This is a genomic window from Flavobacterium sp. RHBU_3, assembly GCF_046613565.1.
Classification (GTDB): Bacteria; Bacteroidota; Bacteroidia; order Flavobacteriales; family Flavobacteriaceae; genus Flavobacterium.
The window spans coordinates 121,166-136,924 of sequence record NZ_JBKJHC010000010.1 but is presented as its reverse complement, the minus strand read 5'-3'; the positions used below and the strand labels follow the sequence as shown (position 1 = coordinate 136,924).

The following is a 15,759-nucleotide window of genomic DNA, read 5'->3' as shown; positions in this document are numbered from 1 at the left end:
TTAAAATCCAGTATATTGAAATGTTTTATATAAAGTTTTAATTTATTATTGGTATAAATTTATCCAAAATTAGAATCTCTAATAAAGGTACGCCTGTGCGGGGTGGTTTTAGTCGTTTGTTAGTATAAATTTAACAGATTTATTAGTCTACTTAAATGATAGGGAGTGTGAATTTTTCCCTACTTTTGTAAGGAAGGCCCCTCCTTTTAGGGTTGCAACCGAAGAGGTCAGGTCAGTAACACAGAGTTTCGCAGAGGGAGTTCAGAGGTACTCAAAGTTTTAGAAAAAAAAGATTTTTTGAGGTTGCGCTTTCAGCGCGAGAACGCGGAGTGTTGATAATACTTTGCGGTCTTTCCACATTCCGAAGGAATGCTCTGAGCGCTTTAAAGTGGTGTGTAAAACTTTGGGAAACTTTGGGCTTTCTTCGGGTGACTTTGCGTAATAATTTTCTCTGTGAATCTCTGTGCTCCCTCTGTGAAACTCTGTGTTACCGGAATACAAAAGGGCCTCAATTTTTATAAAAATGAAACATCCTATATACACTACAAACTATCTTAAATCGGGTGTGCTGCCCGACATGCGCCATGTGGGCCAATGGATGGAAGACCTCTTTCAATGGCTGTTTTGCATAGGGGCTCAGTTTGCCGATTATAGCTATTTTGTGCAGCGCGAAAAAGAACTCGAAACCACCTTTAGCGGGCTGCTTCAACTATCGGGTTTAACCGAGGAGGCAGCAGCAAATACCGTGGCAATTTTACACGAAAAAGCACCTGCCATACATGCCTTGCTTGAGGACGACCTGAAGGCTATTTTTATGTTTGACCCGGCTGCTAAATCGAGGTCTGAAGTGCTGGTTTCCTACCCCGGATTTTTTGCCATTTCGGTATACCGCATAGCACATGAATTGTGGGTTTTAAAAGTGCCTGTTTTACCCCGTATGCTCAGTGAGTATGTACATGGAAAAACGGGTATAGACATACACCCCGGAGCTACCGTAGGGCAGCGTTTTTTTATAGACCACGGTACCGGGATTGTAATAGGTGAAACATCGATTATAGGAAATGATGTTAAGGTATACCAGGGGGTAACCCTGGGTGCGCTTAGTGTACAAAAACAGGATGCAGAGGTAAAACGGCACCCCAGCATAGGTAATGGTGTTACTATTTATGCCAATGCCACCATACTGGGCGGGCGTACGTTTATAGGCCACGGTAGTATTATAGGGGGCAACGTGTGGCTTACACAATCGGTGCCCGATGAATCGCTGGTGTACCATAAAAGTGAAATAACAATAAAAACAAAAGAAGTGTTTCCCGAACCGCTGAATTTTGTAATTTAATACATCCAATTTATATCCAAAATATGAAAGCAAACAACATTCTTGAAACCATAGGCAATACGCCCCATGTAAAACTTAACAAACTTTTTCCGGACCGGAACGTATGGGCTAAACTGGAACGTACCAATCCCGGCAGCAGCATAAAAGACCGTATAGCCCTGGCCATGATTGAAGATGCCGAGGCAAAGGGTATACTAACGCCCGACAGTGTTATTATAGAACCTACATCGGGTAATACCGGTATAGGGCTTGCACTGGTGGCTGCCGTAAAAGGCTATAAGCTGATACTGGTAATGCCCGAAAGTATGAGTGTGGAACGCCGCAGGCTGATGTCTATTTATGGGGCGGAGTTTGAGCTTACCCCACGCGAAAAGGGTATGAAAGGCGCCATAGAAAAGGCAGCCGAGCTTACTGCAAGTACTCCCCACGCGTGGTCGCCCAGCCAGTTTGAAAATCCTGCCAATACCGAAGTACACCGCCGCACCACCGCACAGGAAATTATAGCCGACTTTCCGGAGGGGGTAGATTACCTGGTTACAGGTGTGGGTACAGGAGGGCATATAACGGGCGTAGCAGAGGTTTTAAAGCAAAAATGGCCAAGCCTTAAGGTGTATGCCGTAGAACCCGAATTATCGCCTGTATTAAGCGGAGGCGCCCCGGGGCCGCACCCCATACAAGGTATAGGTGCAGGTTTTGTGCCCAGTATATACAACAGTAATGTTATAGACGGTGTTATTCAGGTAAGCAAGGACGAAGCCTTTGACTTTGCCCGCCGTGCCGCAAAAGAGGAGGGGATATTGATAGGTATTTCCAGCGGGGCATCATTAGCTGCTGTGGCTAAAAAGCTGGGCGATATTCCTGAAGGTGCCACAGTGCTTACATTTAACTACGACACAGGGGAGAGGTATCTTTCTGTGGAGGGATTGTTTTAATTTCAGATTGTAGATTTTGGAGTTCAGATTTAGCTTCATTCAACTGTGATAGTATATAGCAAAAGGCTGCCAATTGGCAGCCTTTGATGTTTTAATTAATGCTTTTTATTACTTAAGTCATATAACCTGTCATAGGGGTTTTCGGTTCGGACAATCTCAAGTCCTTGTTCTTCATTAGCTCTTCCTATCAGAGCAAAAACTTCTTTGTTTTCAGACATGAGTTTTTTTGTAAGATTCCAGCCTTTCATTATTGCTTTAACTCCTTCATCTACAGATTTAAATTTTGTCTTATTTAAATTTTTAGCTAGCCAGCTTCTGTAAAAGTCTGTTGTTGATGCCTCGCTTTCCATATCTTTCGGGCTATTTGACTGAGGTAATTTCAGCCCGTTAAGACTTGTGGCGGTTTTAGCCATAGTTTCATTCATGGATATGTAGGTTTCAGACTGAATCATTTTTGAGTATAACTCTTTTGCAGTAGCAAGTTCAGTTTTGGTAAGACCTTTGTGTTTTGTACTATCAGTTTGTGCATATAGTGTTGAGCCTAAGCAAAAACAGAACATTAGAAGTAGGAATCTTTTTTTCATTTATATTGTCGGTTAGTTGTTGATTGGATGAACACTAAAATACAAAAAAAAGCTGCCATTTGGCAGCCTTCAGTGTTTTTATATGCAATTTTCAAATTGGTACATTTTCAAATTGGTACATTTTCAAATTGAAAAATTATTTTATCCTTATCTCAAACATCTTGTCCCAAAGCTTTCCGGTAACAAAGAAGGTTTTGGTTTTAGGGTTGTAGGCTATACCGTTTAGCACGTCGGTTTGTGGGGTGCGGGTTATTTTTTCGCTAAGCGAGGTTAAATCCAGAAGGCCTTCTACATAGCCCGTTGCAGGGTCTATTACCACTATAGTGTTGGTCTGGTACACATTGGCATAGATTTTACCGTCTACCCATTCCAGTTCGTTTAGTTCTTCTACCTTGCGGTTTTCGGCATATACATTTACAGAACTTACCTCATTAAGCGTTTCCGGATCCAGCTTGTATATGGTAATAGAACCATCGCTCTGGTACAGGTTTTTATCGTCGTGCGTAAGGCCCCATCCTTCAATCTGCTTAAAGTAAGTGAAGTCCTTTACCTTGTTCAGGTTGCCCGCGTTGTACACAAACCCGGTGTTTTCCCTCCAGGTAAGCTGGTATATTTTGTTGTTAAAAACGGTAACACCTTCGCCAAAGTACTTGCCATCAAGAGTAATTTCCTTATATGCCTTACCGGTTTTGTAATCGTTTTTGCGCAGTACCGATTTCTGGTACTGACCTGTGCCTTCAATCAGGGTGTCTTTATAAAACTCCAGTCCCTGCGTGTACGAGTTGGTATCGTGAGGGTAGGTGTTTACAATGTCAAACGAAAGCATTTTTGCCTTCACAGGGCTTACCACCTCTACCTGTCCGGTAGCTTCAGTATTGCTGCCTTCGGCGTATACAAGGGCTTTTATGCTTTTGGCGCCAAGCTGGCCTTCTTTAAGTACAATATCCATTTTGGTATTCCCTTTAACCGAACCTATTTTTTCGTCGTTCAGGTAATACACTATCGAGTCTATTTGCTTGTTTTCGGGGTTAAGCACTGTAAGCGGAAAGGTTTCTCCGGGCTTATACTGGCCTTTTACATTGGTAAAATCAAGCTCAAACGCTTTTTTTTCGGTATTTCCGTTTCCGTTGCAGCTTATTATAAGTACTCCCAAAGCTATGGAAGTTAATAGTTTATGCATTATAAAGAGGTTTTAAAAAAGATGAAGCAATATACAACGTATTTTATTATGGGCAACGGGGCTTGCAAAAATATAAAATGGTTGTATATTTGCACCGGCAAGTCCTACACGACCAGCTCCTGCAGACTCCTCCAGGGTGGGAACGCAGCAAAGGTATGTGGTTGTAGCGGTGCGATGTAGGTCGCTTGCCATTTTTTTCTTCTTTTATCAGGTCTCCGTAAGGGGATTTTTTTGTTTTAGGAAATTAGCTATTAGCTTTCGGCCTTCAGAAAAACGGCTTTATGGCTAACGGCTGAATGCTGAAAGCTAATAGCTCAATTAGCGAATTCAACCATAAAACATTACTTTCGCATACACATTCTGTAAACAGACAATATGAGCAAAGTAGTATTTATAACCGGTGCCTCGTCGGGCATTGGTAAATCCATAGGCGAATTTCTGCACCACAAAGGCTACCGCGTGTACGGTACCAGCCGCAACCCTCAAAACGTAACGGGTTCATTATTCCCATTAGTGGCGCTTGACGTGCGTAATACCGATACCATTAAAGCCGCTGTAGCACAGGTAATAGCCGAAGCCGGTGCCATAGACGTATTGGTAAACAATGCAGGTGTGGGCATTACGGGCCCTATTGAGGAAATCCCTGCTGAGGAAATAAAGAACAACTTTGAGGTTAACCTGTTTGGCCCTATTGAGGTTATGAAAGCCGTACTGCCGCAAATGCGCACACAGAAAAGCGGACTTATCATTAACGTTACCAGCATAGCAGGCTATATGGGCTTGCCGTACCGCGGGGTGTACTCTGCATCTAAAGGTGCATTGGAACTGATAACCGAAGCCCTACGCATGGAGGTTAAAGGCTTTGGTATAAACATTACATCAGTAGCACCCGGCGATTTTGCCACCAACATAGCCGCAGGCCGCTACCATGCGCCGCTGGTTAAAGGTTCGGCATACGAGGTGCCTTACGGTAATACTCTTAGTATGATGAACGAGCATGTAGATGCCGGCAGCGACCCTACGCAAATGGCCGAAGCGGTATATGCCATAATGCATAAGCTAAAACCTAATGTACACTACAGGGTGGGGGTATTTATGCAAAAATTCAGCATAGTGCTTAAAAAGCTGCTACCGGACAAAGTCTATGAAAAAATGCTGATGAACCATTATAAGTTGTAATTTCGCACCCAAATTCAAAAAACAAAAAATAACACAACATGAAATTTTTTATTGATACAGCAAACCTTGCCCAGATTAAAGAAGCTCAGGAACTTGGCGTTTTAGATGGTGTTACCACAAACCCGTCGTTAATGGCTAAAGAAGGCATTACAGGTAAAGACAGTATACTGAAGCATTATGTAGACATTTGCAACATTTCAGATGGCGATGTAAGTGCTGAGGTTATTGCGGTAGACTATGACGGTATGATTCGCGAAGGCGAAGAACTTGCCGACCTGCATGAGCGTATTGTGGTAAAACTTCCGCTTACTAAAGAAGGTATCAAGGCATGTAAATATTTCTCAGACAAAGGCATTAAAACAAACGTTACCCTTGTGTTCTCTGCAGGGCAGGCGCTGCTTGCTGCTAAGGCAGGTGCTACGTATGTGTCGCCATTCATTGGCCGCCTTGACGATATTTCTACAGACGGACTTAACCTTATCCAGGAAATCCGTGAAATCTATGACAACTATGGCTACGAAACGCAAATCCTTGCTGCATCAGTACGCCACACCATGCACATTGTAAACTGCGCCAAGATAGGTGCCGATGTTATGACGGGTCCGCTTAGCGCTATTACAGGGCTTCTTAAGCACCCGCTTACTGATATTGGCCTTGCGCAATTCCTTGCAGATCACGCTAAAGGAAACCAGTAATTTTAGGCTCGAAAAAAATATTTGTTAAAAACTGTGTGTTGTAAAAAGTTTTCTTTATACATTTGCCTCAGTCATAAAAGACAAAAAACTATGATTTTTAATCAACTGCATCATCATCATTTCAGCACTGGCTCAAACGCGAGGTAGAAATGATATGGCAGTAACCTAAAATATTTCGAAAAACCCGTTTGAGTAATCAGGCGGGTTTTTTGTTTTTCTGTATTTTTTCTCTCCAACAAAAACAATTACCCGCTCTTTACTCAGGCACAACACAAACAAACATGAGTAAGTTAAAGATTGCGGTACAAAAGAGCGGCCGCCTTAGCGAAAAATCACTTCAGCTGCTTAGCGATTGCGGCATACGCCTTTCTAACGGCGAGCGCAGGCTTAAGGCTACTTCTACAAACTTTCCTGTAGAAATACTTTTTCTGCGCGACGACGATATTCCGCAATACGTAGAAGAAGGCGTAGCCGATGCAGGCATACTGGGTCAAAACGAGGTATGGGAAAAAGACAAGAAGGTTACCCAAGTAAAACAGCTGGGTTTTGCCGGTTGCCGTCTTTCCCTTGCCGTGCCAAAGGATGTGGTATACACAGGCGCAGCCTACTTTAACAACAAAAAGGTAGCCACCAGTTACCCGGTTATCCTGCAAAAGTTTTTCAACGAAAATAACATCAACGCATCTATAGAAACCATAAGTGGCAGTGTGGAAATAGCCCCGGCAATTGGCCTTGCCGATGGTATTTTTGATATTGTAAGCACCGGCAGCACCCTGCAAATTAACGGCCTTAAGGAGGTAGAGCAGGTTATAAAAAGCGAGGCGGTGCTGATAAGCAATACCAACCTTAGCGCAGAGAAACAGGAGATACTGGATAAGCTGCTGTTCCGGATACAATCAGTTAAAAACGCTGCCGAAAACAAATACATACTGCTGAATGCGCCAAACGAAGCCATTCCGCAAATTTCATCAATACTACCGGGCATGAAAAGCCCTACGGTACTTCCGCTTGCCGAACCCGGCTGGAGCAGCATCCACTCGGTAGTGCGAGAAGATGCATTCTGGGACATCATCGACCAGTTGAAAGCCCTTGGTGCCGAGGGGATTTTGGTTACTAATGTGGAGAAAATGATTTTGTAGCCCCATCCGTCATTACTTCGTCAGTTCGGGCTATGCCCTCGGGCGCGAGCGAAGTGCAACGGAGCGCGGCAATCTATGTCCTTTTTCAACTTTACAAACTTTAGACTTTACGACTTAAAAATGAAAACAATATTAAACCCCGATAAAACCCAATGGCAAAACCTGTTTGCCCGCCCTTCACTCGATGTGCAGGACTTAAACACGTTAGTGCAACAGGTGTTTACAGAGATTAAACAAAATGGTGACAAAGCAGTTACAAAGTATACGCAATTGTTTGATGGTGCTAATCCTGATGCGATTGGGGTTTCACAGGAGGAAATTAATGCCGCTACCGCAACGGTTAGTGACGAACTGAAAGCTGCAATACAGTTGGCCAAAAGCAATATTGAGAAATTCCACACGGTACAGAAAGAAGCAAAACAGCTGATAGAAACCACTGCGGGCGTTACCTGCTGGCGCGAAAGCCGTGCCATAGAAAAGGTGGGTATTTACATTCCGGGAGGTTCGGCGCCGTTGTTTTCTACGGTACTGATGCTGGCGGTTCCGGCTACCATAGCAGGCTGCAAAGAGATAATACTCTGCACTCCGCCCGATAAACAGGGTAATATTAACCCGGCCATACTGTACACAGCCCAGCTTGCAGGTGTAAGTAAAATATACAAAGTAGGCGGCATACAGGCCATAGGGGCACTGGCGTTTGGTACGCAGAGCATTTCTAAAGTAGATAAAATTTTTGGGCCGGGTAACCAGTACGTAACCGCTGCCAAGCAGGCTGCTTTTGCCGCCGGGGTAGCGATTGACCTGCCGGCAGGGCCAAGCGAACTGCTGGTTATAGCCGATGCTACCGCCAATCCTGCTTTTGTGGCAGCCGACCTGCTAAGCCAGGCCGAACACGGTGCCGACAGCCAGGTGGTACTTGTAACGACCAATGAGGGTTTTGGAAACAGTGTACTTGCCGAAATAAACACACAGGTAGCTGCCCTGCCCCGCGAGGGTGTTGCCCAAAAGGCACTGGACAACAGCAGGATTATTGTATTGCCCGACACTGCAAGCTGTATTGCTTTCAGTAACGGGTATGCCCCGGAACACCTTATTATTGCTACCGCCGATGCCGATGCTCTGGCAGAAAAGGTAACCAATGCTGGTTCAGTTTTTATAGGGAACTACAGTTGCGAAAGCGCCGGCGATTATGCCAGCGGTACCAACCACACCCTGCCTACAAACGGCTATGCCCGCAGCTATAGCGGGGTGTCGCTGGACAGCTTTGTAAAGAAAATAACCTTCCAGAAAATCACCGCGCAGGGATTGCAAAACATTGGCCCCGCTATAGAAGCCATGGCAGCTGCCGAGCAACTACAGGCACACAAAAATGCAGTAACCATCCGTTTAAAATCATTGCAAAATGTTTAGTTTAGAAAAAATAGTACGCCCAAATATATTGGCTTTAAAGCCCTACAGTTCTGCCCGCGATGAGTTTAAGGGTACGGCTACGGCTTACCTCGATGCTAACGAAAACCCGTTTGGTACGCTGAACCGTTACCCGGATCCGCTACAAAAGCAGTTGAAAGATAAGTTGGCTGAAATTAAAAGTGTTTCGGCAGAAAACATTTTTGTAGGCAACGGTAGTGACGAGGCCATAGACCTGTGTTTCCGTATTTTTTGCGAACCGGGAAAGGATAAGGCACTTACGTTTACGCCCACGTATGGTATGTATAAGGTATCGGCAGATATTAATAATGTATCGCTTATAGAAGTACCGCTTACCGATGATTTTCAGATTGATATTGATGCTGCTTTACCATTATTAAAAGACGAGCAATTAAAACTGGTTTTCATGTGTTCGCCAAACAACCCCACAGGGAACATCCTGAACGATGTTGAAACCATACTGCAAAACTTCAACGGTATAGTGGTGGTAGACGAGGCGTATATTGATTTTGCTAATGCCGCTTCACTTTCGCAGAAGTTGGCACAATACCCTAATTTGGTCGTGTTGCAAACCCTTAGCAAAGCATGGGGTCTGGCAGCTGCACGGGTTGGACTGGCTTTTGCCAATGCACCCGTTATTAACCTGTTTAATAAAGTAAAACCACCATACAACATCAGTCGCATCAATTATGAAGCGGCGCTTGCAGCCCTTGAAAACGCTTATGCTGTGGAAAAACAAAAACAGGTGTTGTTATCCGAAAGGAAGAACCTTATTAGCGCTTTGGCACAACTTTCCATCACTAAAAAAATATATCCTACCGATGCTAATTTTGTGTTGGTTGAGGTAACCGATGCCGACGGAGTGTACAATGCATTGGTACAAAAAGGCATCATCTTGCGCAACCGAAATACCGTAGTGCCGGGTTGCCTGCGCATCACTATAGGTACACCGGAAGAAAACACCTTACTCATCTATACCCTAAAATCCCTGTAATTATGAAAAAAGTACTCTTTATAGACCGCGACGGCACCCTTGTTATAGAACCACCTGTTGATTATCAACTGGATTCCCTGGAAAAACTGGAGTTTTATCCCGGTGTGTTTTCAGGATTGGGAAAAATAGCAAAAGAACTCGATTATGAGTTGGTTATGGTTACCAATCAGGACGGACTTGGTACGGCTTCGTTCCCGGAAGCTACGTTTTGGCCTGCCCAAAACAAAATAATACAGGCGTTTGAAAACGAAGGCATCCGCTTTAGCGAAGTTCTCATCGACCGTAGTTTCCCTGAGGATAACCTGCCTACCCGAAAGCCGGGTACGGGTATGCTGACGCACTATATAAAAGGGAATTACGATTTGGCTAACAGCTATGTTATAGGCGATCGGCTTACCGATGTGCAGCTTGCAGAGAACCTGGGGTGTCAATCTATTTTTATTGGCAAAGATTGCGATAGCGCTACGCTGTGCGAAACGCGTTGGGATGCGATTTACAGTTTCCTGAAACAAAAACCGCGTACGGGCAGTGTGGTAAGGAAAACCAATGAAACCAATATTAATGTTACCGTAAACCTTGATGATAACAGTAAAACGAAGATCAATACCGGGTTGGCATTCTTTGACCACATGCTCGATCAGGTATCGCGTCACGGAGAAGTAGGGCTTATTATTGATGTAAAAGGCGACCTTGAGGTAGACGAACACCATACTATTGAAGACACGGCACTGGCACTGGGCGATGCGTTTTTACAGGCATTGGGCAGTAAAAAGGGGATAGAACGCTATGGGTTTTTATTACCGATGGACGATTGTTTGGCACAAGTAGGCATTGATTTTGGCGGAAGGCCTTGGCTGGTTTGGGATACCGATTTTAAACGCGAAAAAATAGGAGAGATGCCCACCGAAATGTTCCTGCACTTTTTTAAATCGTTTACCGATACTGCAAAATGCAACCTGAACATTAAAGCGGAAGGCACTAACGAGCACCACAAAATAGAAGCCATATTTAAAGCGTTTGCCAAAGCCATACGCATGGCGGTGTCTAAGACCAATAATTATAACATACCCAGCACAAAAGGAACACTATGATAGCCATTGTAAAATATAATGCGGGCAATACGCTTTCGGTAGAGAATGCGGCAAAGCGCCTTGGTTATAGCTGCGAGGTAACCGATGATCCTGTAAAGCTGAATGCTGCAGATAAAGTAATTTTTCCGGGGGTGGGGCATGCCGCTCCTGCCATGTCTTACCTTAAGGAGCGCGGACTGGATGAGGTAATTAAAAACCTTACACAACCCGTGCTGGGCATTTGCCTGGGCATGCAGTTAATGTGCCGTTTTTCGGAAGAAGGCGAAACCCAAGGACTGGGAATTTTTGATACTAATGTGCTAAAGTTTCCTCCGGAAGACAAAGTGCCACACATGGGGTGGAATACGGTACAGCATCTTGACAGTATATTGTTTAAAGGTATAGTACCAGATGCCGATTTTTATTTTGTACACAGTTATTACGCCGGGTTAAGTGATACTTCGGCAGGCGTAAGCCGGTACATACAGCCGTTTAGCGCGGCATTGCAAAAAGATAATTATTATGCCGTACAGTTTCACCCCGAAAAATCTGGGCCTGTTGGAGCACAGCTACTAAAAAACTTTTTAGAATTATGAAAATTATTCCGGCCATAGATATAATAAACGGTAAGTGCGTGCGCCTTACCCAGGGCGATTATGCACAACAGAAAACCTATAACGAGAACCCGCTTGAGGTAGCTAAAATGTACGAAGATGCCGGTATACAGTACCTGCACCTGGTAGACCTTGATGGAGCCAAGGCAGGACGGATTATTAACTATAAGGTGCTGGAAAGCATTGCCAGTCAAACAAAACTTGCGGTTGATTTTGGCGGAGGCCTTAAAACGGATGCCGATATAGAAACCGCTTTTAGCAGTGGGGCGGCTCAGGTTACTGCGGGCAGTATTGCCGTAAAGCAACCGGAAACCGTGTACGCCTGGCTTGAAAAATACGGTACTGATAAAATCATTCTCGGGGCCGATTGCCGTAACCGGAAAATAGCGGTAGGCGGCTGGCTGGAAGAAAGCACCCTTGATGTGGTGGATTTTATTAAAGACTTTTCCGGTAAGGGAATACAGTCGGTTATTTGTACCGATATTAGTAAAGATGGTATGCTGCAAGGCCCGTCGTTTGAACTTTATGGGGAAATTTTGGAACAGACCAATGTGGGGCTGATTGCAAGCGGAGGCGTTACTACTATGGATGACCTGTACAAGCTAAGGGAAATGGGTTGCGCCGGTGCTATCATTGGCAAGGCCATTTACGAAGGAAACATTACGCTAACCCAACTGAGAGAGCTATGCTAAAGAAAAGGATAATTCCCTGCCTGGATATTAAGGACAACAGGGTAGTAAAGGGTGTAAATTTTGTGGGGTTGACCGATGCCGGTAATCCGGTGGAGCTGGCGGCGCGCTACGCTGCCGAAGGTGCCGATGAGCTGGTATTCCTGGACATAACCGCTACGGTAGAAAAGCGCAAAACCCTTGCCGGACTGGTTACCGAAGTGGCTTCGCAGATTAACATACCGTTTACCGTAGGTGGGGGAATTAATACTGCCGCTGATGCCGAATATCTTATTCGAAGCGGGGCAGACAAAGTGAGCCTGAACTCATCGGCGGTGAAAAATCCGCAACTAATCAAGGAGATAGCCGATAACCTGGGCTGCCAGGCGGTGGTGGTTGCTATAGATGCCAAACGTACCAACGGTTTTTGGGAAGTATACGTTAGTGGCGGACGTACCGCGACAGGGCTTTCGGTAACCGAATGGGCACAACAGGCAGGGCAACTGGGCGCAGGCGAAATACTGCTTACTTCTATGGATAAGGACGGTACCAAAAGCGGCTTTGCAATAGAGCTGCTTAACGAGGTGTGTGCCGTAACCAATATTCCGGTAATTGCATCGGGAGGAGCAGGAAGTAAGGCGCATTTCGCAGAGGTATTTACCCAAACCCAGGCTACGGCTGCACTGGCAGCGAGCCTGTTCCACTATGGAGAGCTTGCCATTCCTGACTTAAAAAACTACTTAAAACAACAAAATATATCTGTACGATGATACAACCCGATTTTGATAAAACAGGAGGATTAATTCCCGCTATTATACAGGATGCTGCCACCGCTCAGGTGCTTATGCTGGGTTATATGAATGCCGAGGCCCTGGCCAAAACACAGGCGGAAGGGCGTGTAACGTTTTTTAGCCGTAGCAAAAACAGGCTTTGGACAAAAGGAGAAACAAGTGGCAACTACCTTACGGTAAAAGATATAAAGATAGACTGCGATAATGATACACTGCTGATAAAGGTGCAACCGGCTGGGGTAGTATGCCACACGGGTACCCAAACCTGTTTTGGAGAAGGTGCCGCCAAAGGATTTTTGTACCAGTTAGAACAAACCATTGCGCAGCGCGCCGAGAGTGGCGATGAAAACTCGTATACCAACTCGCTATTAAAGCGAGGTATAAATAAAGTGGCTCAAAAAGTAGGCGAGGAGGCTGTTGAGGTAGTTATTGAAGCCAAGGACAACAACGACGAACTCTTTAAAAACGAGTCGGCCGATTTGTTGTTCCACTTTTTGGTACTGCTTAGGGCAAAGGGTTTCACTCTGGAAGATATAGAGCAAGTGCTTAAATCCCGTTCTAAATAATACAAGGGGCTGTCTCGGTTACTCTCAAGACAGTCCTTTGTTGTTTATTCTAATGTGTTTTCTTCCTTGCGTCGTTCGGCACTTTCCCAGCCGTGGTCTTGCGCTCCCAGCTGCGCATACAAATCCTGTTTCAGCAGCTGTTCCTGTATTTCTATTTCGCGCAATGTACCTGCCAGTAGCGTTTGCTTGTCGTGCCTGTTGGTGGCAAGGCGGCGGGTGGCGGCTTCGTCGTACTTAATAAAGCGCTGACCCTGCCTGGTGGCGGTGTACTTTCTGTGACCCATTTCTACAAGGGCATCTATACCCAGGTTTACGGCACTGTACAGGTTTTCGCGGTAAAAATCATTAATACCCATATTCAGTAGGTCAAATGCATCGTTTCGGTTACGCGCCCGTGCCAGTATTTTAAGGTGCGGGAAATGTTTCTTTACTATATCTACCACATACAGGTTTACCTGCGGGTTGTCTATGGCGGCAATAAACAGTTTAGCATTATCACAACCGGCGGCTTTAAGCAGTTCCAACCTGGAGGCATCGCCATAATACACCTTAAAGCCCATTTTCCGCAAGGAATCAACCCGGTCTGAGTCCATGTCTAAAATGGTGGCGGGTATGCCGTTTGCCTTTAAAAGGCGGCCTATGGTACTGCCAAAGTTGCCAAACCCTGCTATAACCACATCGTTTTCTTCTTCCTCAATGTGGTCGTATTTGTTTTTGTTTTGTTCTTTTACTCCAAAATAAGGGTCTATCCACTTTTCGTTGATTAAAAGCAGGAAAGGCGTACCCAACATGCTTATGGCTATAACCGCCATCATTTGGTTAGACAGTTCGGTGGGCATAAGGTTCAGCTGTAAAGCAAAACCGAATATCACAAACCCGAATTCCCCGGCCTGGCTGAGTGCAAAACCAAACAACAGGTTTTGGTCAGAACTCTTTTTGTAAATTTTCCCAACTAACAACAGTATGAAAAACTTAATGGAGTTGAATATTGTGGTAAATATGATAATGAATGCCGGGTCGGCCATCATTATGGTAAAGTTTATGGAAGCACCTACACCTATAAAGAAAAGCCCGAGCAACAGTCCTTTAAACGGGCCTATATCGCCTTCCAGCTCGTGCCTGAATTCGCTGTTTGCCAGTACCATTCCGGCAATGAATGCACCAAGCGCCGGGCTTAGCCCTACAAGCTGCATCATAAACGAAACCCCCATAACCAGCAGTAATGCCGATGCGGTAAACATTTCCTGTAGCCTTGTTTTGGCTATAACATGCAGTAACGGTATAATAAGGTAGCGACCGCCCAAATACACCAGCGCTATGGTGCTGAGTACAATAATGGTTTGCAGCCAGTTAGGGTAATTGCTTATAAGCGATTCATGGATGTTTTGTCCCGATACGTGCCCGTCTGCGAGTAGGGGCAATATGGCCAGGATGGGGATCACCGCTATATCCTGAAACAACAGCACCGCAAAAGACGATCGTCCCATTGAAGTTTTGGCAAGCCCTTTTTCTTTCAGGGTTTGCATTACTATTGCGGTAGATGACAACGTAAGCGCTATAGAAATGATAAGGGTTGTTTCCCATTGCCAGGGCATTACTATTGAGCATGCTACAAAAAGTACTACGGTGGTTAGCACCATTTGCAGGCTCCCCATACCGAGTATAAATTTCCGCATGCGCCAAAACTTATACGGTTCCAGCTCCAGCCCGATGAGGAACAGCATCATTACTACGCCAAATTCGGCAAAGTGCATAATGTCTTGTCCTTCCTGGCCAATAAGCCCTAAAACATACGGGCCTATGATGATACCCGCAAAGAGGTACCCCAGTATGGAACTCAGTCCTAACTTTTTGGCAACCGGTACGCATATAACCGCAGCCAAAAGATATATTATCGCCTGAAAAAAGAATCCGTCTGTCATGGTTATAAAAGTTTATTGCGCAGCCAATCGTTCATGTATAAGTGGCCGTGAAATTGGCCAAGGTCAAAATCGTTCTGTTCCATATAGTTCAGCAGCCCTGCATACAAGCGGCCGTAGTTATCCATTTCCTCCGCTTTTATAAAATGGGTGCCGTGTACCACAAACGGGGGCAGGTAGTGCATATTACACACCTTTGCCGTTTGGCAAAAAGGTTCCAGCAGTTGTGTTATGGTAAAATGGTCTTTACCCTGCGGAGTGTAGTTTTCTTTTTGTCCGCCGGTGGTTATTACCTGAAAAATCCTTTTACCTATAAGTTCTTTGCCTTTGCTGCCATACGCCCAGCCGTGTTCCAGTACCAGGTCTATCCATTGTTTAAGCAACGGGGGGCAACTGTACCAGTACATGGGGTGGTGCCAAATGATAATATCGTGTGCAGCGAGCAGTTCCTGTTCCTTTTTTACATCTACATCAAAGTTTGGGTAGTTTTCATACAGGTCGTGAAAGGTGATATTTCCTGATTCAGGGATGTGTTTTATAAGCGCGGCATTAGTATTCGATTTCTCGAATAGCGGATGTGCAAAAAGAATAAGGATCTTATTGGGCATAAAAAAGCCTGTTTAAATTTTACTGTGTTTTGGCTTGCATACAATATAGTAAA

The 15,759-nt window shown here is 44.9% G+C and carries 16 protein-coding genes and 1 other RNA gene; 13 read left to right on the top strand and 4 right to left on the bottom strand.

All coding sequences use genetic code 11. From position 1 onward, the window contains the following. Positions 1 to 523: 523 nt before the first annotated feature. Entirely contained in the window at positions 524 to 1,339 is an 816-nt protein-coding gene (epsC, locus tag ACLI1A_RS14770) for a serine O-acetyltransferase EpsC (RefSeq protein WP_411409448.1), read from the top strand. A 23-nt stretch (positions 1,340 to 1,362) separates the two neighbouring features. Further along, entirely contained in the window at positions 1,363 to 2,271 is a 909-nt protein-coding gene (cysK, locus tag ACLI1A_RS14765) for a cysteine synthase A (protein WP_411409447.1), read from the top strand. 95 nt (positions 2,272 to 2,366) lie between these two features. On the opposite strand, the gene ACLI1A_RS14760 is transcribed toward cysK, so the two are convergent. Both ACLI1A_RS14760 and ACLI1A_RS14755 read right to left on the bottom strand, forming a co-directional pair. Further along, a complete protein-coding gene (locus tag ACLI1A_RS14760; protein ID WP_411409446.1) occupies positions 2,367 to 2,855 on the bottom strand; it encodes a hypothetical protein in 489 nt (162 codons plus the stop codon). Positions 2,856 to 2,991: 136 nt separating this feature from the next. Further along, on the bottom strand, positions 2,992 to 4,035 hold the full coding sequence (locus ACLI1A_RS14755; RefSeq protein WP_411409445.1) for a glutaminyl-peptide cyclotransferase: 1,044 nt from the start codon (positions 4,033 to 4,035) through the stop codon (positions 2,992 to 2,994). Positions 4,036 to 4,130: 95 nt separating this feature from the next. On the opposite strand from ACLI1A_RS14755, the gene ffs reads away from it, so the two are divergent. From ffs to hisIE, 11 genes are all read left to right on the top strand, one after another. Then, positions 4,131 to 4,229, top strand: an RNA gene (ffs, locus tag ACLI1A_RS14750) — signal recognition particle sRNA small type. Between the two features lie 181 nt (positions 4,230 to 4,410). Beyond that, complete coding sequence (locus ACLI1A_RS14745; protein ID WP_411409444.1) at positions 4,411 to 5,214, top strand: SDR family oxidoreductase; 804 nt, start codon at positions 4,411 to 4,413, stop codon at positions 5,212 to 5,214. Positions 5,215 to 5,252: 38 nt separating this feature from the next. Further along, positions 5,253 to 5,909, top strand: coding sequence for a fructose-6-phosphate aldolase (gene fsa, locus ACLI1A_RS14740; RefSeq protein WP_411409443.1), 657 nt, complete (start codon positions 5,253 to 5,255; stop codon positions 5,907 to 5,909). A 281-nt stretch (positions 5,910 to 6,190) separates the two neighbouring features. After that, positions 6,191 to 7,048, top strand: a complete 858-nt coding sequence (hisG, locus tag ACLI1A_RS14735; protein ID WP_411409442.1) for an ATP phosphoribosyltransferase — start codon at positions 6,191 to 6,193, stop codon at positions 7,046 to 7,048. Positions 7,049 to 7,168: 120 nt separating this feature from the next. After that, the gene (gene hisD / locus ACLI1A_RS14730) at positions 7,169 to 8,458 is read left to right on the top strand and encodes a histidinol dehydrogenase (RefSeq protein WP_411409441.1); all 1,290 of its coding nucleotides are present in this window, start codon (positions 7,169 to 7,171) and stop codon (positions 8,456 to 8,458) included. Continuing rightward, a complete protein-coding gene (hisC, locus tag ACLI1A_RS14725) occupies positions 8,451 to 9,470 on the top strand; it encodes a histidinol-phosphate transaminase (protein ID WP_411409440.1) in 1,020 nt (339 codons plus the stop codon). The genes hisD and hisC overlap by 8 nt, the downstream gene beginning before the upstream one ends. A gap of 2 nt (positions 9,471 to 9,472) precedes the next feature. Further along, on the top strand, positions 9,473 to 10,561 hold the full coding sequence (gene hisB / locus ACLI1A_RS14720) for a bifunctional histidinol-phosphatase/imidazoleglycerol-phosphate dehydratase HisB (RefSeq protein WP_411409439.1): 1,089 nt from the start codon (positions 9,473 to 9,475) through the stop codon (positions 10,559 to 10,561). After that, the gene (hisH, locus tag ACLI1A_RS14715) at positions 10,558 to 11,136 is read left to right on the top strand and encodes an imidazole glycerol phosphate synthase subunit HisH (protein WP_411409438.1); all 579 of its coding nucleotides are present in this window, start codon (positions 10,558 to 10,560) and stop codon (positions 11,134 to 11,136) included. The genes hisB and hisH overlap by 4 nt, the downstream gene beginning before the upstream one ends. Beyond that, complete coding sequence (gene hisA, locus ACLI1A_RS14710; protein WP_411409437.1) at positions 11,133 to 11,846, top strand: 1-(5-phosphoribosyl)-5-[(5-phosphoribosylamino)methylideneamino]imidazole-4-carboxamide isomerase; 714 nt, start codon at positions 11,133 to 11,135, stop codon at positions 11,844 to 11,846. Before hisH ends, hisA begins: the two co-directional genes overlap by 4 nt. Further along, positions 11,840 to 12,592 (top strand): imidazole glycerol phosphate synthase subunit HisF, encoded by a 753-nt coding sequence (hisF, locus tag ACLI1A_RS14705; protein ID WP_411409436.1) that lies wholly within the window; start codon positions 11,840 to 11,842, stop codon positions 12,590 to 12,592. The genes hisA and hisF overlap by 7 nt, the downstream gene beginning before the upstream one ends. Then, positions 12,589 to 13,179, top strand: coding sequence for a bifunctional phosphoribosyl-AMP cyclohydrolase/phosphoribosyl-ATP diphosphatase HisIE (hisIE, locus tag ACLI1A_RS14700; RefSeq protein ID WP_411409435.1), 591 nt, complete (start codon positions 12,589 to 12,591; stop codon positions 13,177 to 13,179). The genes hisF and hisIE overlap by 4 nt, the downstream gene beginning before the upstream one ends. A gap of 44 nt (positions 13,180 to 13,223) precedes the next feature. Here hisIE and ACLI1A_RS14695 read toward each other — a convergent pair whose 3' ends face one another. Continuing rightward, positions 13,224 to 15,101 carry a monovalent cation:proton antiporter-2 (CPA2) family protein gene (locus ACLI1A_RS14695; protein WP_411409434.1) on the bottom strand — a complete coding sequence of 626 codons (1,878 nt, stop codon included), beginning with the start codon at positions 15,099 to 15,101 and terminating at the stop codon, positions 13,224 to 13,226. A gap of 2 nt (positions 15,102 to 15,103) precedes the next feature. Further along, on the bottom strand, positions 15,104 to 15,706 hold the full coding sequence (locus ACLI1A_RS14690; protein ID WP_411409433.1) for an NAD(P)H-dependent oxidoreductase: 603 nt from the start codon (positions 15,704 to 15,706) through the stop codon (positions 15,104 to 15,106). Between the last annotated feature and the right edge of the window lie 53 nt (positions 15,707 to 15,759).

Coding starts and splice junctions, on each gene's coding strand:
- hisD (WP_411409441.1), top strand. CDS start 7,169: ATGAAAACAATATTAAACCCCGATAAAACCCAATGGCAAAACCTGTTT.
- ACLI1A_RS14760 (WP_411409446.1), bottom strand. CDS start 2,855: ATGAAAAAAAGATTCCTACTTCTAATGTTCTGTTTTTGCTTAGGCTCA.
- ACLI1A_RS14690 (WP_411409433.1), bottom strand. CDS start 15,706: ATGCCCAATAAGATCCTTATTCTTTTTGCACATCCGCTATTCGAGAAA.
- ACLI1A_RS14695 (WP_411409434.1), bottom strand. CDS start 15,101: ATGACAGACGGATTCTTTTTTCAGGCGATAATATATCTTTTGGCTGCG.
- hisF (WP_411409436.1), top strand. CDS start 11,840: ATGCTAAAGAAAAGGATAATTCCCTGCCTGGATATTAAGGACAACAGG.
- fsa (WP_411409443.1), top strand. CDS start 5,253: ATGAAATTTTTTATTGATACAGCAAACCTTGCCCAGATTAAAGAAGCT.
- hisIE (WP_411409435.1), top strand. CDS start 12,589: ATGATACAACCCGATTTTGATAAAACAGGAGGATTAATTCCCGCTATT.
- hisC (WP_411409440.1), top strand. CDS start 8,451: ATGTTTAGTTTAGAAAAAATAGTACGCCCAAATATATTGGCTTTAAAG.
- epsC (WP_411409448.1), top strand. CDS start 524: ATGAAACATCCTATATACACTACAAACTATCTTAAATCGGGTGTGCTG.
- hisB (WP_411409439.1), top strand. CDS start 9,473: ATGAAAAAAGTACTCTTTATAGACCGCGACGGCACCCTTGTTATAGAA.
- cysK (WP_411409447.1), top strand. CDS start 1,363: ATGAAAGCAAACAACATTCTTGAAACCATAGGCAATACGCCCCATGTA.
- ACLI1A_RS14755 (WP_411409445.1), bottom strand. CDS start 4,035: ATGCATAAACTATTAACTTCCATAGCTTTGGGAGTACTTATAATAAGC.
- ACLI1A_RS14745 (WP_411409444.1), top strand. CDS start 4,411: ATGAGCAAAGTAGTATTTATAACCGGTGCCTCGTCGGGCATTGGTAAA.
- hisG (WP_411409442.1), top strand. CDS start 6,191: ATGAGTAAGTTAAAGATTGCGGTACAAAAGAGCGGCCGCCTTAGCGAA.
- hisH (WP_411409438.1), top strand. CDS start 10,558: ATGATAGCCATTGTAAAATATAATGCGGGCAATACGCTTTCGGTAGAG.
- hisA (WP_411409437.1), top strand. CDS start 11,133: ATGAAAATTATTCCGGCCATAGATATAATAAACGGTAAGTGCGTGCGC.